The following is a 14,273-nucleotide window of genomic DNA, read 5'->3' on the forward strand; positions in this document are numbered from 1 at the left end:
GATACTATTGAGAGGTGCCCTGAATTTCCGCTAACAGACCGGGATACTTTTTTAAAACTAGGCTAACACTATGATGCGATTTTCTTTGCATGAGATTTCGCAGGCCCTGGCTCTGCGCTCCCCCCTGGTTCTAATGTTGTTCTTTTTCAGCATGATGGGGGCGGCGCTGATTATGGGAGTTGCCGGCCCCATGCCCGCGGACTACGCTCTGACCCTTGGTGTCATGCCCGGGGCCGTACTGCTTGCCGCAACAATTCTGCATTTTCGCGATTCACGAGACGACGTGATCATCATGACAAAACGCCGCTTCTGGGTTTCACTCGTCTCCGGGCTTGTCTGGGGGCTGACCGCAAGCCTGGTTTATGACTTATACAAACCGCTGGTAATACTAATCCTCGGTTTGCAATTCGATCCCTATCGCGCCATGCCGCACTTCGGCCATGCCATGACCGGCCTCCCCCCTTCGTCTTATGGCAGCCTGCTGGCGGGGTGGTTCTATCACTACTGGATAGGCATGATGCTGGGGATGATCTTTGCTTTAATGCGCCCCCAAGGGGGTATTCCATGGGCAATACTTTTCGTGCTGGTGCTGCAGGCCGTGCGTCTGGCAGTCTATCCTAACGTGCTGCGCCTAAGCCTGGAAGATCCTGAGTTCATAGCCAACGGCATTGTAGGCCTGGCGTTGTGGGGTGGTATCCTTGGTTTCGGTATTAAAAGGTGGGGGACATCTCATGCGTAGATCCCGACTGGCGATAATCATCGCGACAATGGTAGTAGTCCTTTTCTGCTGCGGAATGGCTTTGGCCCATGACTGCTCCAGTCCCTCGGACTGCGAACAGACGCCCGGCTACAACGCATTTTTGGCCGTTGTCGGCGGCGCAATGGCCGTATTGGCCGCATTGCTGGGTACGCTCTTCGGAGGGGCCTCAGGAACAACGCCCCCCCTCGGCCCGTTTGTCGCTTCTACTCCTCCGAGTGGACCGCAAGCGGACCAACCGCCCCCGCAACAGCCCGTCGAATTCGAGAAAGCCCCCATTATCGCGGGAGAAGAGGCCATTCCTCTGCAAGATGTTATCGATACGTCCATACTGCCGCCAGAAGTCTATATCAATTGGGACGAATTCGATGAAAAGAATCTGACCCCGGAAGAAGCCGAATGGCTGCGCAATTGGTGGAGCAGAGGCGCCGATCAGGAGACCGGGACACAGGAAACCGGAACAGAACCGGAAGCTGAAGCGGAGCAAGAGGTCACGGGAGGCGGCTCTTCCAGCACCATCCTCGACGGAGACGAGGCCCTGAAATATCTGCTGGACAACAGGCTGGTAGAAGAAGTGGGCCGCGATGCTACCGGTAAGCCCATCTATCGCGCCAATCCCGAACTCAATTTCCCCGACGGACCATTCCACGGCGGCGCGTACCGTGTTGATCCGGAAACTGGCCTGCTCAATACAGACCAGGTCGTAATCATCGTAGACAATCCCGCAACGGCCGATGCCGGCGGACAGCAGACCCAGCCACCCAAAGCTGAATCAGAGCAACCTCCCAGCCCCGAGCCAGAACCAGAACCGGAACCCGAAGACGAGCCCGAGGAAGAGTCTAAACCCGAGCCGAAAAAAAATCCCAAAACGCCTCCCATAATCGGGCCGGAACCTGAGCCAGTGGAAGAGGTGAACATCAACGAAATATTTGAAAACCTGGACCGCCTCGTCAACACCGCCCAGGACAAGCTGGATACCGCATCCAGAGGGGTCAAGGAGTTGGAAATGATGGCCAATGTCCTGCAGCAATACCTTGCCGACAGGGAAGCCGCTTCCGCGGAATTCAAGGAAAACGTGGTGTACGGCATCAAATATACGGCGGATTTCGCCATCAACGTCCTCAGTGTGTTCGGCGGCAATGGGGTCAAATATGTTTACCAAGGCGCCACGTCGGGTATCGAGGCCTATCAAGAAACCGGCAGCGTCAGTCAAGCTCTTGGAAAAGGTGCGCTTACCTCCACGTTGTCGTTTATCGGCGACAAGACATTAAACGCCCTTAGCTCAACCCAGACCACAGACTGCTCCAATATCCCACTCTCGGACATTTGGTATGAAATGCAGAAGATGGGCCTGAAAAAAGTGGGTGGTCATACGGCATGGGAATACAGCAAGGGCTTTGGCGTCGATGGCATTTGGAAAGGAGGCGAGTATATGTATAAAGCGTACGGCCCTAAATAACGCCAAGCTTTATTTCAGCAATTTTGACAGAGGGAAATCTCTTCTCAGAAAGAGGAAAAGATATGAACCAAACAATTGACGTCCCAATAAGCTCGGAAGAACTTCTCTCCATCGCCAAGCGGATGAACGCAACCTACAGCGATCTCTCCCCTTTTGCCCTGATCAAGGCAGGCGCGGGGAACGCCCCGACAAAGGAAATCAACAACCCGGAGCTGATCTCGAATCAAGAGGAGCTGCTCCCCGACGTGGCGCAACTTCTCAATCTGCTGACCGGTACTCAGGCCATGGGCGCGGTCACCTATGCCTGCGACCTCATCGCCCTGCATGCCTCGGCTTTTCACGTCCGAAAAGGAGAAAAAGTCAAGGTCGCCGCGTTGATGGACACCGGCAAGGGACAACGACTGCATTATCCGCCGGATTTCGATAATTTCTTCCGGACCATGGAGCAATTCTGGCCCTTGACAGTGGTTAAGCGCTGTGGCCTGGACCAGGACTTCCCACCTGCTGAGGCCCAGCTCCTGCTGGCATGTGTGGACGCAACCAGACGTCACTACTTCCAGGCCCTTGCCAACGGCCAGGATATCGTCGCAACTCCGCAACTCACGTTCCAGGACATCATGGCAGCGGCCAACGCGTCCCTTGATGGCGTGCACTTGCTCGCACCGCATGTCACAAACAGCCTGAATCTCTCCCCGCTCGGCGAGGCCGACGCTCAAACGGGCTTGGAGGCATTAATGCAAAAGGGGCTGCTACGCTTCTCCAACAGTATGTTCGAAATCGGCAAAGAAGCCCAAAAAATAGCGGTCGCCCTGATACTGCCGGAGGGACATTTGAACGCCCTGGCGGCTTGCCACGACGACAACGGCAATATCCTGAAGACCTCAGTCTTTGCCGTACAAGGTCGAGCGGGCGCGGCGCTCATGTTCTCCGGAGACGATGATTCCGTGAAAATCACTGGTCTGTCCCCAGCGCAACTGTTCGAACTTGCCGCAACCCTGGTCATGCAGCCGTATGATATTCTACGCCTGAAGCGTGTGGAAGCCACCCCGGAAACTCCAGAAGCGGGCAAGACAAGCAAGTTCTGTCCCGCATGCGGGGCTAAGCACAAGCCCGAAGCCAAGTTCTGCAGCGAATGCGGCAAACCTTTAGCCTGACACTTTTTTCCAATGTCACTGAACAAAAAAATTGTTGCATTGCGGTTGATGAATTGATTGCGAGATAATTTCAGCTTTTCGAGGTGGATCATGACCCGTTCCGCGCAGACGCAAACCTGCAGCACATGCCATGCAGTCAATGTGGGCGGCCAAAGTTTTTGTCTACTATGCAAGGCCCCGCTCCCCCCTCTTTCTTTTGACGGGGCGCCGACCGTGCCATCCTGCCCTGCGTGCGGTAAGCGTTTGAAAAAGCCCAATGCCAAGTTCTGCCCCTCGTGCGGCGCAAAAGGTCCATTTCGAGGGGCATTTGACCCGGAAAAAATGCGGCGTATCGCCGACAGACTGTCGCCTTACAAAAGACAAGCCAGACCCCTCGGAGACGAGGCGGGCCTGCAATTCATAGCGATGCAGCGCCCTGAAACCAAGCTCAGTGAGTCTTCCGCCAAGACATCCAGCGGCTCGGCCGATTTTAGATTCGACTCCAAGCCGGATACCCAAGCCGCCGGGCAACAGACGCGCCCCTCAGTGTGCCCTTCTTGCGGCAAGGCCCTCAAGCCAGGGGCGAAATTCTGCGGCGGTTGCGGCGCGCCATTGCAACACCCCGTTACAGCGGCCGATCCGACCGCATGCCCCTATTGCGGTAAACAAATCAAACCCGGAGTGCGATTCTGCGGCGGTTGCGGGCACAAGGTATCAGACTAAAGTCTGAATTCAATTTGTCGTTTCGGAAAATTTTTTATTGGGGAAAAACGCCACCGCACTTTTCCAGGAGCGGCGTTTTGCAAATCATGCGACGGCCAATTGCAGCAGGTCACTTCCGTGTCTTCTCCGCCGGATCGCCTCTAAGATAAAGGAGAAAGCCATGAGTTCTTCCAACAGGTTTTGCAGCCATTGCGGCGCTCCCATCGAGGCAGGGGTCAAATTCTGTGAACAATGCGGAGTGCCAGTTTCAGAAGCAGGAGCTCCGCAAGCTGCAGATTCTCCGTCTCAGCCGCCCCGGCAACCTTCATCGCATGATTCTGGACGTGGGCACGAGCCCCCCCCTGCTGCAAAAAAAAGCGGCTTTAAAAAAGTGTTTCGCTGGATACTGGGCATAATGCTCGTCCTGCTGCTTTGCATCGGAGGGTTACTCGGCTACGTCTGGATGCAGTGGGGTGAAAAATACGGTTTTACCATGGAAGACGTCCAGGATCAGAACCAGTTGGTCTTTGAATTGGAAAATTGCATGGAGCGCGACCGGCCAGAGGTGCCCATCCCCTGTTTCATGCGACTCGCCCTGACCAAAGATCGCCGCGCCTGCAAATATGTGCTCCCGGACCAACGAGAGACCTGTAGAGATTTTATGGACGCCACCCGCAACACCCTGCAAGACGCGATAAGTGGAGTGGAATACACGCAGATCATGCATGCCGCATTCAGGCTCGAGAGCTTGCGGCTTGTCAAAAAGTCGGGGACGCCAAGCGACAGTCCCAGTTATACATTGGAGGGAGTTATGGACGTCATGGTCCCCGGCGGCGATCGAGTTTCAGTCGTAGAGGACGAAAGCTTCACCCTCAAACGCAAGGATGGATTCTGGTACATTGATTTTCCATCAATCCGGGAGCATGACTACTACAGAGGAACACGGCGAAACGCTGTCCCGTCGTTAAAGGACAAACAGTCTCCCGGGACACAGCACAACATGAACGTTGACCAGATAGACCCGAACGAGAAGGCGGGAAGCACGTCGACACCAAGTTGGCAGTTCGTCGGCAAAGTGGGCACGGACGGCACAGGAGATAGGAAAACAAAGAAAAAAGGCGGCACGTACCTGCGCATCAGTACAAAGAAGCTGGCTTCCTATTCCGAACTCAAGATTGTACCCAAAAACGGGCCCATTCATTATGTGACCATCCACGGTCGATACGAGGGGGGGATATGGAGAACAGTGTACAAAGGCACCAACAAGCCCTTTGACGTCAAGGGCATCGTACGCTCCGCACAAGGCTCCGGTAATACCCTGACCGAGATCATTGTCTCCATCAACGGTGGACACGAAAAATACGACCCAGTGAAAAGCAGCGCGAGCGTTTTTTTGAGATAAAAAGATCGAGGGGAAGGCCTTTTGAAGAACCTTCCTCTTGGCTGATTCTTTTTGTACCTGAATCGTGCGTTACAGGCATTGCAAGGCTTGCCCACTACAACGCTGATAAATAGCGTCTGAGGAAGGATAATTTGACCTATGCTTGGGGGGCTGATTCATCCCGTCTGAAATCATTGTTTTTACAATGCGTTGCCACGATTTTATGTGGCTCCTCGTCGTCAAGAGAATTACCCCTTATTCCTTAGCCAGGCCAGCGGCCTTGGCACGTGGTCCATTCATGATTCTGCCGCTGACGTCACCATTCCGTCTAATTGCTGTAGCCGGGTCGGCTAGCATGGATTCAATCGTCGAAGCCGTGGCGCACAAGCCGTGTTTGCGGATCAAGGGGAGAACATCTTCACAAACCAATCTTGAAAGCGTTTTCCGTTTTCGATTACATGACGAGGAACGAAAAGCCGTCTCAGGTGATTTCAAAGTAAGGAAATTGCTGTCCTCAGTCCTTGCAGTTAAGCTCCGCAAAATTGCGGGACTTCAATTTTAGAGTACTCAAGTGTCTCAAAATTGAGCCACTTATTTGTAAGCGCTCTATGACCCCCTTCTTACAGCAGCACCCCATCGATGCCATGATGCCCTTCAATTCAAGGAGGAGCATCCATGGCCAAGGCATCCCGAAAACAGAAGAAGCCCCGTTCAGCCGACTTTTGGCGTAAACATGTCGATGGTTGGCGTGCAAGCAAGCTGACGCAAGTCGAATACTGTCGCAGGCACAAGCTCTCGGCAGGCGCGTTCTGGCACTGGAAGCGGCGTTTCCTTAATCAAGGCGAAGAATCCGCTCCCATCAACAAGCCGGACATCGTGCCTATCCCGGTGCAGCAGTTCACCATCAAGGAAGTCCCACAGCCGATCATCCTGCATGCATCAGGCTACCAAGTAGAGCTGGTGGGCGACTTTTGCCAGGCCACACTCGTCAAGCTCCTTGAAACACTTAGCCGGTTCGCATGATCTTGCCTTCAAGCACACGGGTCTACCTCGTGCTGGGCTCGACGGATTTACGCAAAGCCATCAACGGCCTGTCTCTCCTTGTCACCGACATTCCAGAGATGGATGTCTTCAGCGGGCAACTGTTCGTTTTTTGCAACAAAAGCCGGACGCTCATCAAAATTCTCTACTGGGATCGCAACGGTTTTTGCCTGTGGCAAAAGCGGCTGGAGAGGCATCGCTTCCTTTGGCCCGAGTCCAGGGAACAGGCTTTGGAGCTTGGATCAGGTGAGCTTTCGTGGCTCCTTGAAGGACTCGACCCCATGCAGATGCAGGGCCATCCGAGCCTGAAATACTCGACGATGCCTTGAGCATTCTCTTTACATTTCAATATATTATATATACATACTGCCCCATGGGCAACGCAGTTCTGCCAAATGATCCCAAGACATTAAAGGCCATCCTTGCCGACCGGGACGAATACATTTCCGAGTTGCAGGAGCAGGTCCGGTGGCTCAAGGCCGTCATTCATGCGGCGTCTTCCGAGCGCCGAGCCAAACCCACGGCCAATGAACGACAGTATTCACTGTTCGACGAGGCGGAGGCTGTTGCGACTGAATTCCTGAAAACCGACGACAGCAGCGTCTCCGTACCCAGTCATACCCGCAGGAAGCGAGGTCGGCGTCCCATCCCGCCAACGTTTCCCCGTGTGGAAGTTGTTCACGACCTGCCCGAAGAGGACAAGACGTGCCCTTGCGGCTCTCCTTTGACCCGCATCGGTGAAGAAGTCAGCGAAAAAGTGGACTTCATTCCGGCCAAAATCCAGGTAGTGCGCCACGTCCGTCCCAAGTACGCCTGTCACGAGTGCGAGGGAGTGGAGGACGACGGTCCCACCGTGAAGATTGCCCCCATGCCACCCAAGGGCATCGCCACATCAGGTCTTCTGGCCTATGTCCTGGCATCCAAGTTTGTGGACGGGCTGCCGAAGCTTGTGAGCCGATCATGGAGCTTCTACACGAAGAGATTCTGTCTGGGCCGGTTCTGAATCTGGATGAGACCACGGTGCAGGTGTTGAAAGAACCTGGCCGGAAGAACACGAGAAAATCGTATATGTGGCTCGCCCGAGGCGGACCTCCTGGAAAACCCGGCATACTCTTTCATTATTCGCCCTCGCGTTCCGGCAAGATTGCCGAGCAACTGGTGCGTGACTTTTCAGGCTACCTGCAAACCGATGGGTATGCGAGGTATAACGCTCTTGGGGAGCGAGAGAGCATTATCCATGTGGGCTGTCTGGCGCACGTGCGGTGTAAGTTCATGGACGTGCTCAAGGCTGGGACAAAGAAACGCGGCACGGCTCAGGAGGTGGTCGATCTCATTGCTCAACTCTACGGCCTGGAAAAGCAGGCCCGGCAAGCGGGCTTTGATGCGGATCGCATCCTGGCCATGCATCAGACCCAGTCCAGTCAGATCATGGGCACCATCAAGGCGTTGCTTCTGGAACGGGGGCAGACCACGCCGCCGAAAAGTCTCCTCGGCCGCGCAATCTCTTACGCCTTGGGACAGTGGGAGCGGGTTGAAGCGTATCTTGAAGACGGCATCTTGCTGCCGGATAACAATTTGGCCGAAAACGCCATCCGCCCCTTTGCGGTCGGTCGGAAGAACTGGCTTTTCTCCGGCTCGCCCAGAGGCGCTGCGGCAAGCGCGGCCTTGTACAGCCTAATCGAGACGGCGAAGGCCAACGGGCTGGAACCGCTGCGGTATCTGCATTTCCTTTTTGAAAGACTACCGGGCATGAAGTCCGATGACGAGAGAAGAAGCTTGTTTCCGCAGTATCTTGCCGCTGAAGAGTTGACGCGATAACAGGATGTGGAGGCTTGGAAGAGGTCAAAAAATTTGCGCTTACCTTTTTTCGCCACGCTCCATCGATTTTATCCGAGACAGGTTTTCCAGCACCTACACTGCACGTATATTTTGGTCACAATAAAAAAAGGCTACTTTTTACCGGGACAAAAAAGTCTTCCGGCTAAACTGCTAAACGTCAATTTTATCTGTTCTGACACTGAGCGTTTTCAATTCCTGAAGGTTGAGCAAAGAGGTGTAGTCCTCGATGTCTTCTTGCAAGAAAAAGGTTGGAATACGAAGCCGCACGTCTATAACCATGTCCCCATTTTCCTCGTCATGGGAGACGCTTGTAATTTCAACGTCGGTGAAATCTTTAGCTGTAACTTGAAGCATTGCTGAATCTCCTCTTCGGTTTCATAAAAACAATGGCTTTTACTGCAAGCGCCCCTCCGGGCAAGGCACTGGACATCGGTGACACGAACTTCTGTCTCTCCACCACCAGCCAGACGGACCGGCCACGGGGCAGCAAACAAGATTTGGATGACTTCTTCTGAACTCTTCGATCTGACGGTCATCGTATGGCCTGGGCTCGACCATGAGCTGACTCTGGGAAAGCTCCTGATAGAGTTCATCACGGCGTTCTTTTGCCAGAGACAAAACGCGTTCGGCAGTTTCCTGTGAAAGCCTATCCAGCCCTGAAACCTTCAGCTTTCCACCAGGAGCAAGAGACACGTCCGCGCCAAGCTCTTGGATAGTTCCGGTGACACTCATATCTCCACCTCCGCCGGACCATTCCAAAGTTCACCGTGTGAGTTGGTGGGGACAGAGGGGCCTCGCTCCTGACAGACTTCTGCAGCCGTCCTATCCGTGATATCGCCGAAAGGAAATCTGCTTTGTCTGACTTGTCTGCTTCCCCTGTATTCATGAGGGTTCCCAGCTGCAGACTTCATGTCTGCATAGTCTGACTTGTCTGCCGTCGGACCATCCGTCATCTCGTTCCAGGCAGACAAATCAGACTCCGGCGGATCAAGCTCTGCCTCCGCCAGCCCGCACTGTTCCTTGCTTGGCAGATAAGTCAGACTATGCAGACTCTGTTTCAGAAACAAATCCGTCCGTTCGTCCCACTGGAGGCAGGAAACGCAGCGCCTGCCGTTGGCGTTGTGCTTGCCATTCGAGACGGTCAAACCGCAAGACCGGAGCAAAGCCCCCATGGCATGTGGAGACAACCGCTCCTCGGGCTTGGCCGTAGCGTTATATGCCTCCTTGATGAACCCGACAGCGAGGCGCCCGTTGTCCACTTGGCTGCGTGACCCCTCCAACACTTGGGCAAGCAGGATGGTCCGGGAGGACACTTCCGCTGGGGCCGCTCCTTCTCCATCGCCAAGCAGCAACTGCAAGGCATCCACTGCCTGCCCGAGATAGAAATGCACGACCAGGATGGCGCGTTCAATCTCCTCCAGGGATAGAACATTGCCCGGATTTCGGCCTGTGGAGAATTGCTCCATCGCATGAAGCGTCCCGGCGATGCGGAGGGCGTAGCCGTATGCCTTAGGAAGGAAGCCGCGGAAGGTCGGAGGAAGGTCAGCCCGTTGCACGTCCAGGGCGTTGCGCCACTCGAAGAAGCGTTCTTGTGCATCACTGGTCAGGGTCAGCAAGTGAGGCTCCTGCTGCCCGTCCGCCCAATCCAGGGCCATTCCCAGCATGGAGGCCCACGCTTCTCTGTATTCGTCAGTCCAACTTTCGGAGGTCAGTTCATGGTGCATGGAGGACTCGAAGGTGAACAGACAACGGAAAACCGTACCGTCCTCGATGTACTGGCCACCTGCGCCCCCAAACACCTGACGGAAGATGCCCGGTTGAATGCCACCGCATACTTGAACTCTCGCCCCCTGGATGAACACGCTTCCCCTGGCGCGGGTCACACGAGCGGGTTTGCCGTCATGGAGGCAAAGCCAGCTCTCCCGATCAGTACCGCCCTTTGCCCGGTACTGATTCTGTCCCGATATGAGCGCGGAAAGCTCGCTCAGGAGAACGGCCAAACCGCCGCTCTCATGGCCGTCTAGGTCTGAATGGATGCCCTCCAGGGTCAAGTTTGTGGTAAAGTAACCGCGAGGACTACGTGGGGGAATCATACCTTGCCTGTCTTTGGGACTCATCTTTGCCCATTCGTCTTGCTCGTCTTTGAACCGCTCGTGTTCGCTGGCCTGCCGCTTGGTCAATTCGTTGGCCATCTCCCACATAGGGGCCGTCTTACCCGCGCCAGAATCCCTGATGTCACAAGCCCAGAAAACCAACGGCTCCCTCCATGACGCCTTTGCAACCACGTCCACCTTGCGGCCCAATGCTGCGGCCATCAGGCATATGGCCTGGGCAGGTAATGGTGTTGCCGACGTAGCGCAGGACCGGGCCAACTGTTTGAGGCTTGAGGCGATAGTCAGGGGCAACGCCTCCCACGGGAAGGGAACACGCGGGAACAAGTCCCTGGCGAGCCTCCAGGATTCACTTTCAGGGGCGAAGGGAAGCAAGTTTCCCGGACCGTCCTGAGGTATCCTGACAGATTTCTCCGGTCCCTTGCTCTCTACGAAACCTTTCGGAAAAGCGTTTACCTGCCCACTCTCTTTGGGCGGTTGGGCCTCGGCCAGTTGCGCCTTGACGGCCTCCAAGCCTTGAGAAGCGGCCATGTCGTTAAAGTCGGTCCCGGCTGCCTGGTTCGCAAACAATGGAGCGGCCACGAACCCGTTGACCTTCCGAGCGGCTTCGGTTGCCTTGGTCAAGCCAGGGTTGCCTTCTGTCTCGCGGTCATCGTCGGCACACAAGATGATTTCACGATCCGGGTATTTCTCCCTCGCCATAACCGCCACGGCCTCAAGATTCCCGGCGTTGAAAGCGGCTAAAACCGTTTCACCTGTTGCTGTGTGAATTGTCGCGGCAGTGGCAATGCCTTCTGCAATATGGAGTGGCCCTGTGCCGCCTTTGAGTGCAATAAAGCCGCCTGCGATTTTCCCACCGGTCAAAAAGCGCTTGCTACCATCAGGGCTGATAAATTGGACCGACATGACCACGCCGATTTCGTCATAAACGGGAACAACGAGACGCCCATCTTTCGATATGCGCAGGCCGTCCACTGTCACGCCTTTACGCACCAAATACGGATGATTCGTAGGGGCAGGAAGGCAAGCGTTCAAAATGCTTTGTGCTTTCTTTCTGGCCTCGGCATGGCGCTTGGCCGTTTCTTCCTCTCTGGCTGCCTTGTCGCGCTCAATCCTGGCCTTGAGTGCTTGGCGTTCCACCTTGGTCAGCGACTTTTCGTTCTTAGCGGTCCAGGTTTCGATCAATCCAGTGCGCCAATTCCCAAATGAACCGGAAGCCGGGTAATCCTCATAGAAGATATACCAGCCATTCTTGCAGGCAGGCTTTTCGCTGGTCCCACAGCGATGTAAGACGCCATCCGGGATGACTTCGCCGGGGACCAACCCGGCATCATGCAGGATATTTTCAAACTCGGTTAAAGGAGTTCTCATTGGGCCGTTCTCCCACGCAGGATGTACCGTGCAACGCGGAGCAGTCGGCCTTCTTGGGTTATATATTCACACCTTACGGTGACAATATCGAAACCAAGTTGGCGTAGCTCCTGCACTCGTGCCGCCGGGTGGAGCACATTCAAGAGTCGCCGGGCCTCAAGGGTGGTCAAGGAGCCTTTCCGCAGAGCCGCGAGGATGCGGTTGCGTTGGGCGGCGGCTGAGTTTTCAAGGTCATTGACGACGAGGTCGGGGGCGGGCATTGTGGCCTTGGTCGTTCCACTTTTCCCGCCCCCCGCGTCCTGGCCGATGCGGGGGGCTTTTTCTTTGGTGGTCATGGTCGCCCGCCCCTATTTCGCCCGCCGGGGCATGGTGTCGCGGGTCAGGACTTTGCAGCCATCCAAAAATGATTGAAGGTCCGCCGGGTCATAGACCACAACCTTTCCGAGTTTGGAATACTTCGGCCCGCGCCCCTTGCATCTCCATACCTCAAGAGTTCCCGCAGAAACGTTCAATACCTTCGCCGCTTCCTTGGTTCGTAATGCTTGGGTCATGTCGTGTCTCCTTTGAACGTAGTTAAACTTCCAAGGAGATGCGAGAAATGAAACAAAAGGGGAAGCTATCCCGCTATCCCGCCAGACAACTTTCTTGTCCCGTCTCGAAAGAGGGGTGCTCCGGGATAGCTTGGGGGGACGGAGGATGGCGAAGGGGTAGAAAACGAGAATTGACGGGCTGTCCCGCTATGTTTTGGGAAGGTGGGACAGCCTCGGGAGAATGCTATTTGGAACTTGGATCGGTTTCCTTTAGATCGGCGGGCAAAGCGCGGCGGATAGCCTCGAAGGCCCGCTTGCGAGTAGCACCCCGGATTTTTTTCCATTCGGATTGATGTGCCAGTGTGCTCAGGCGCTCCCCTTCTTTCACGAGTTTCACCGTCATGATTACGGCGAATTCAACGTCCTTGGTCCACTCGTCGATGTGCTGGATTTCAGCCTTGCAGGATGCGCAATCCGGGGCTGTGTCGCCCGGATTGCATTTGCCGCCCTTCAACCTTTCGTTTTCCTGTCGCGCCGTCGCAAGTTGGCGTTGGAGGTCGGCTACCTGCTCGCAGGCTTGGGCTAAGGGAGATTCTGGGAAAAGTTCGAGGTGATTTGCTTCAAACGCTTCTATGTCCTGCAAAAAGAATATTGCTGATCCAAGATGCGAGATATTCACATATTTATTTTCATATCTTCTCAAGTTTTCATAATTAGAATGGGACATTGTCTTCCTCCCAATATACAGCGAGTTCTTCTTGTTCTCTTATTATTTTCAACAGTTGAGTAGGGCTTACAGACCATCTTTTGCAAAGATCATCTGTAGTCAAAATACTATATGGAGGTAAATCAGTTTCACTTTGATACGCGGTGTCGTTTGAGTTGGTGTGTGTGTCTTTATCATCAGCACTCCAATAATATTGCAAGATGCTAGTATCTATTTTTCGTGCAGCGGAATCTATAGATAGTGTATATTCTTTAAAAGATGATTTATGCACCTTAAGTATATCTAGGTCTTTTGCTTTAAAAAAGGGACATAGCCTTTCTCCCATCCGCCCATTTCTGCTGAGTCAAGGCGCTCTTGCTCTAAATTTGTTTCAAGTGCGCCTGAATTAAGCAAATTTACAAATTCAATAGGCGTCATCGCAAGCACCACACGAGCTTCATGTGCAGGCATCCACTCTGGTGCAGTAGATTGAAAATTGAGTAAGAATGTATCGTCGGCAGTTGGTCTATTTGTTGTTGGAAAACCTAAGTGAGGATATTGTTTTTGATGGGCACAAATACTTGAAATGCGAAAATAACTACTAGAACAATCGAGAGAAAGTTCATCCTCATAGATGTCATACTCCGGGATATCGTCGAACGTACCTTCCCAGCACATCAACAATTCTTCACCATCAGGTGATGTCCTTGATCTTCTATTGCAAAAAAATACAGCTAGCTCGCCTCGTTGAATTTCTTCAAATAGTTCAACATCTGAAAGACTCCAAAGCTCCATTACCTTTGGTGCAGCAATCAAGTCCTTCCTTGATATGGGACGTATTTCTTTTGGTGGCATCATGTAAGCCCCCTTCAGCTTTCCTCTTGAGTTAATCCAGGGCCGCACCTCCAAGGGAAGAGACGTTTTCACCTCGGTTAATTACTCCGAAGCTAGGTAGTGTCGTCACAAGATTGCTTTATTCTTCTTTTCCTGGCATCGGATACTAAAAGGAAAAAGAAGACAGAATGAAGAGTGCAGCACATAGACGACATGATATTTCTGACCGGGTATGGGAGTTGCTCGAACCTCATTTACCAGGAAGAAAAGGAACGTGGGGAGGTGTCGCCCATGACAATCGGCTTTTCATTAATGCCGTTTTCTGGATACTCCGAACTGGGGCTCCATGGAGAGATCTTCCACCCGATTACGGCGATTGGAAAAATACACATCGTCGATTTTGTCGTTG

At 53.9% G+C, this 14,273-nt stretch carries 16 protein-coding genes and 1 pseudogene; 9 read left to right on the top strand and 8 right to left on the bottom strand.

What is annotated here, in order from left to right; genetic code table 11:
* Positions 1 to 70: 70 nt before the first annotated feature.
* The 5 genes from G451_RS0118010 (at position 71) to G451_RS0118030 (ending at position 5,453) form a co-directional block, all read left to right on the top strand.
* Positions 71 to 739 carry a hypothetical protein gene (locus tag G451_RS0118010; RefSeq protein ID WP_027185342.1) on the top strand — a complete coding sequence of 223 codons (669 nt, stop codon included), beginning with the start codon at positions 71 to 73 and terminating at the stop codon, positions 737 to 739.
* Positions 732 to 2,216, top strand: a complete 1,485-nt coding sequence (locus G451_RS0118015) for a hypothetical protein (RefSeq protein ID WP_156921703.1) — start codon at positions 732 to 734, stop codon at positions 2,214 to 2,216. Before G451_RS0118010 ends, G451_RS0118015 begins: the two co-directional genes overlap by 8 nt.
* Before the next feature lie 62 nt (positions 2,217 to 2,278).
* Positions 2,279 to 3,370, top strand: coding sequence for a zinc ribbon domain-containing protein (locus tag G451_RS0118020; RefSeq protein WP_027185344.1), 1,092 nt, complete (start codon positions 2,279 to 2,281; stop codon positions 3,368 to 3,370).
* 90 nt (positions 3,371 to 3,460) lie between these two features.
* Positions 3,461 to 4,072, top strand: coding sequence for a zinc ribbon domain-containing protein (locus G451_RS0118025; RefSeq protein WP_027185345.1), 612 nt, complete (start codon positions 3,461 to 3,463; stop codon positions 4,070 to 4,072).
* 160 nt (positions 4,073 to 4,232) lie between these two features.
* Positions 4,233 to 5,453, top strand: coding sequence for a zinc-ribbon domain-containing protein (locus tag G451_RS0118030; protein ID WP_027185346.1), 1,221 nt, complete (start codon positions 4,233 to 4,235; stop codon positions 5,451 to 5,453).
* Between the two features lie 234 nt (positions 5,454 to 5,687).
* On the opposite strand, the gene G451_RS34230 is transcribed toward G451_RS0118030, so the two are convergent.
* Positions 5,688 to 5,837, bottom strand: a complete 150-nt coding sequence (locus G451_RS34230; RefSeq protein WP_156921704.1) for a hypothetical protein — start codon at positions 5,835 to 5,837, stop codon at positions 5,688 to 5,690.
* Between the two features lie 270 nt (positions 5,838 to 6,107).
* On the opposite strand from G451_RS34230, the gene tnpA reads away from it, so the two are divergent.
* The 3 genes and pseudogenes from tnpA (at position 6,108) to tnpC (ending at position 8,291) form a co-directional block, all read left to right on the top strand.
* The gene (tnpA, locus tag G451_RS0118040; RefSeq protein ID WP_027185348.1) at positions 6,108 to 6,455 is read left to right on the top strand and encodes an IS66 family insertion sequence element accessory protein TnpA; all 348 of its coding nucleotides are present in this window, start codon (positions 6,108 to 6,110) and stop codon (positions 6,453 to 6,455) included.
* Positions 6,452 to 6,802: an IS66 family insertion sequence element accessory protein TnpB gene (gene tnpB / locus G451_RS0118045; protein WP_027185349.1), complete on the top strand. Its 351-nt coding sequence runs from the start codon at positions 6,452 to 6,454 to the stop codon at positions 6,800 to 6,802. Before tnpA ends, tnpB begins: the two co-directional genes overlap by 4 nt.
* Before the next feature lie 44 nt (positions 6,803 to 6,846).
* Positions 6,847 to 8,291, top strand: a pseudogene (tnpC, locus tag G451_RS35395) (IS66 family transposase).
* Positions 8,292 to 8,462: 171 nt separating this feature from the next.
* Here the strand turns inward: tnpC and G451_RS0118055 are convergent.
* The 7 genes from G451_RS0118055 to G451_RS0118085 form a co-directional block, all read right to left on the bottom strand.
* A complete protein-coding gene (locus G451_RS0118055; protein WP_027185350.1) occupies positions 8,463 to 8,666 on the bottom strand; it encodes a hypothetical protein in 204 nt (67 codons plus the stop codon).
* Positions 8,667 to 8,705: 39 nt separating this feature from the next.
* Positions 8,706 to 9,044, bottom strand: coding sequence for a hypothetical protein (locus G451_RS0118060; RefSeq protein ID WP_027185351.1), 339 nt, complete (start codon positions 9,042 to 9,044; stop codon positions 8,706 to 8,708).
* Positions 9,041 to 11,794, bottom strand: a complete 2,754-nt coding sequence (locus G451_RS33045; protein ID WP_051261651.1) for a DUF3987 domain-containing protein — start codon at positions 11,792 to 11,794, stop codon at positions 9,041 to 9,043. Before G451_RS33045 ends, G451_RS0118060 begins: the two co-directional genes overlap by 4 nt.
* Positions 11,791 to 12,129 (bottom strand): helix-turn-helix domain-containing protein, encoded by a 339-nt coding sequence (locus tag G451_RS0118070; RefSeq protein WP_211236363.1) that lies wholly within the window; start codon positions 12,127 to 12,129, stop codon positions 11,791 to 11,793. The genes G451_RS33045 and G451_RS0118070 overlap by 4 nt, the downstream gene beginning before the upstream one ends.
* A gap of 12 nt (positions 12,130 to 12,141) precedes the next feature.
* Positions 12,142 to 12,345 (bottom strand): helix-turn-helix transcriptional regulator, encoded by a 204-nt coding sequence (locus G451_RS0118075; RefSeq protein WP_027185353.1) that lies wholly within the window; start codon positions 12,343 to 12,345, stop codon positions 12,142 to 12,144.
* Positions 12,346 to 12,568: 223 nt separating this feature from the next.
* The gene (locus tag G451_RS0118080; RefSeq protein ID WP_027185354.1) at positions 12,569 to 13,051 is read right to left on the bottom strand and encodes a hypothetical protein; all 483 of its coding nucleotides are present in this window, start codon (positions 13,049 to 13,051) and stop codon (positions 12,569 to 12,571) included.
* 282 nt (positions 13,052 to 13,333) lie between these two features.
* Positions 13,334 to 13,888: a hypothetical protein gene (locus G451_RS0118085; protein ID WP_027185355.1), complete on the bottom strand. Its 555-nt coding sequence runs from the start codon at positions 13,886 to 13,888 to the stop codon at positions 13,334 to 13,336.
* A gap of 164 nt (positions 13,889 to 14,052) precedes the next feature.
* Here G451_RS0118085 and G451_RS0118090 point away from each other — a divergent pair.
* Positions 14,053 to 14,273: transposase (locus G451_RS0118090; RefSeq protein ID WP_156921573.1), on the top strand; the 221-nt coding region annotated here is incomplete at its 3' end.

It is taken from the genome of Desulfovibrio inopinatus DSM 10711, from assembly GCF_000429305.1.
In the GTDB taxonomy this organism is placed as follows: domain Bacteria; phylum Desulfobacterota; class Desulfovibrionia; order Desulfovibrionales; family Desulfovibrionaceae; genus Alteridesulfovibrio; species Alteridesulfovibrio inopinatus.

Bases quoted from the DNA above. Each gene is read 5' to 3' on its own strand.
- G451_RS0118010 (WP_027185342.1), top strand. From the start codon at position 71: ATGATGCGATTTTCTTTGCATGAGATTTCGCAGGCCCTGGCTCTGCGC.
- G451_RS0118015 (WP_156921703.1), top strand. From the start codon at position 732: ATGCGTAGATCCCGACTGGCGATAATCATCGCGACAATGGTAGTAGTC.
- G451_RS0118020 (WP_027185344.1), top strand. From the start codon at position 2,279: ATGAACCAAACAATTGACGTCCCAATAAGCTCGGAAGAACTTCTCTCC.
- G451_RS0118025 (WP_027185345.1), top strand. From the start codon at position 3,461: ATGACCCGTTCCGCGCAGACGCAAACCTGCAGCACATGCCATGCAGTC.
- G451_RS0118030 (WP_027185346.1), top strand. From the start codon at position 4,233: ATGAGTTCTTCCAACAGGTTTTGCAGCCATTGCGGCGCTCCCATCGAG.
- tnpA (WP_027185348.1), top strand. From the start codon at position 6,108: ATGGCCAAGGCATCCCGAAAACAGAAGAAGCCCCGTTCAGCCGACTTT.
- tnpB (WP_027185349.1), top strand. From the start codon at position 6,452: ATGATCTTGCCTTCAAGCACACGGGTCTACCTCGTGCTGGGCTCGACG.
- G451_RS0118055 (WP_027185350.1), bottom strand. From the start codon at position 8,666: ATGCTTCAAGTTACAGCTAAAGATTTCACCGACGTTGAAATTACAAGC.
- G451_RS0118060 (WP_027185351.1), bottom strand. From the start codon at position 9,044: ATGAGTGTCACCGGAACTATCCAAGAGCTTGGCGCGGACGTGTCTCTT.
- G451_RS33045 (WP_051261651.1), bottom strand. From the start codon at position 11,794: ATGAGAACTCCTTTAACCGAGTTTGAAAATATCCTGCATGATGCCGGG.
- G451_RS0118070 (WP_211236363.1), bottom strand. From the start codon at position 12,129: ATGACCACCAAAGAAAAAGCCCCCCGCATCGGCCAGGACGCGGGGGGC.
- G451_RS0118075 (WP_027185353.1), bottom strand. From the start codon at position 12,345: ATGACCCAAGCATTACGAACCAAGGAAGCGGCGAAGGTATTGAACGTT.
- G451_RS0118080 (WP_027185354.1), bottom strand. From the start codon at position 13,051: ATGTCCCATTCTAATTATGAAAACTTGAGAAGATATGAAAATAAATAT.
- G451_RS0118085 (WP_027185355.1), bottom strand. From the start codon at position 13,888: ATGATGCCACCAAAAGAAATACGTCCCATATCAAGGAAGGACTTGATT.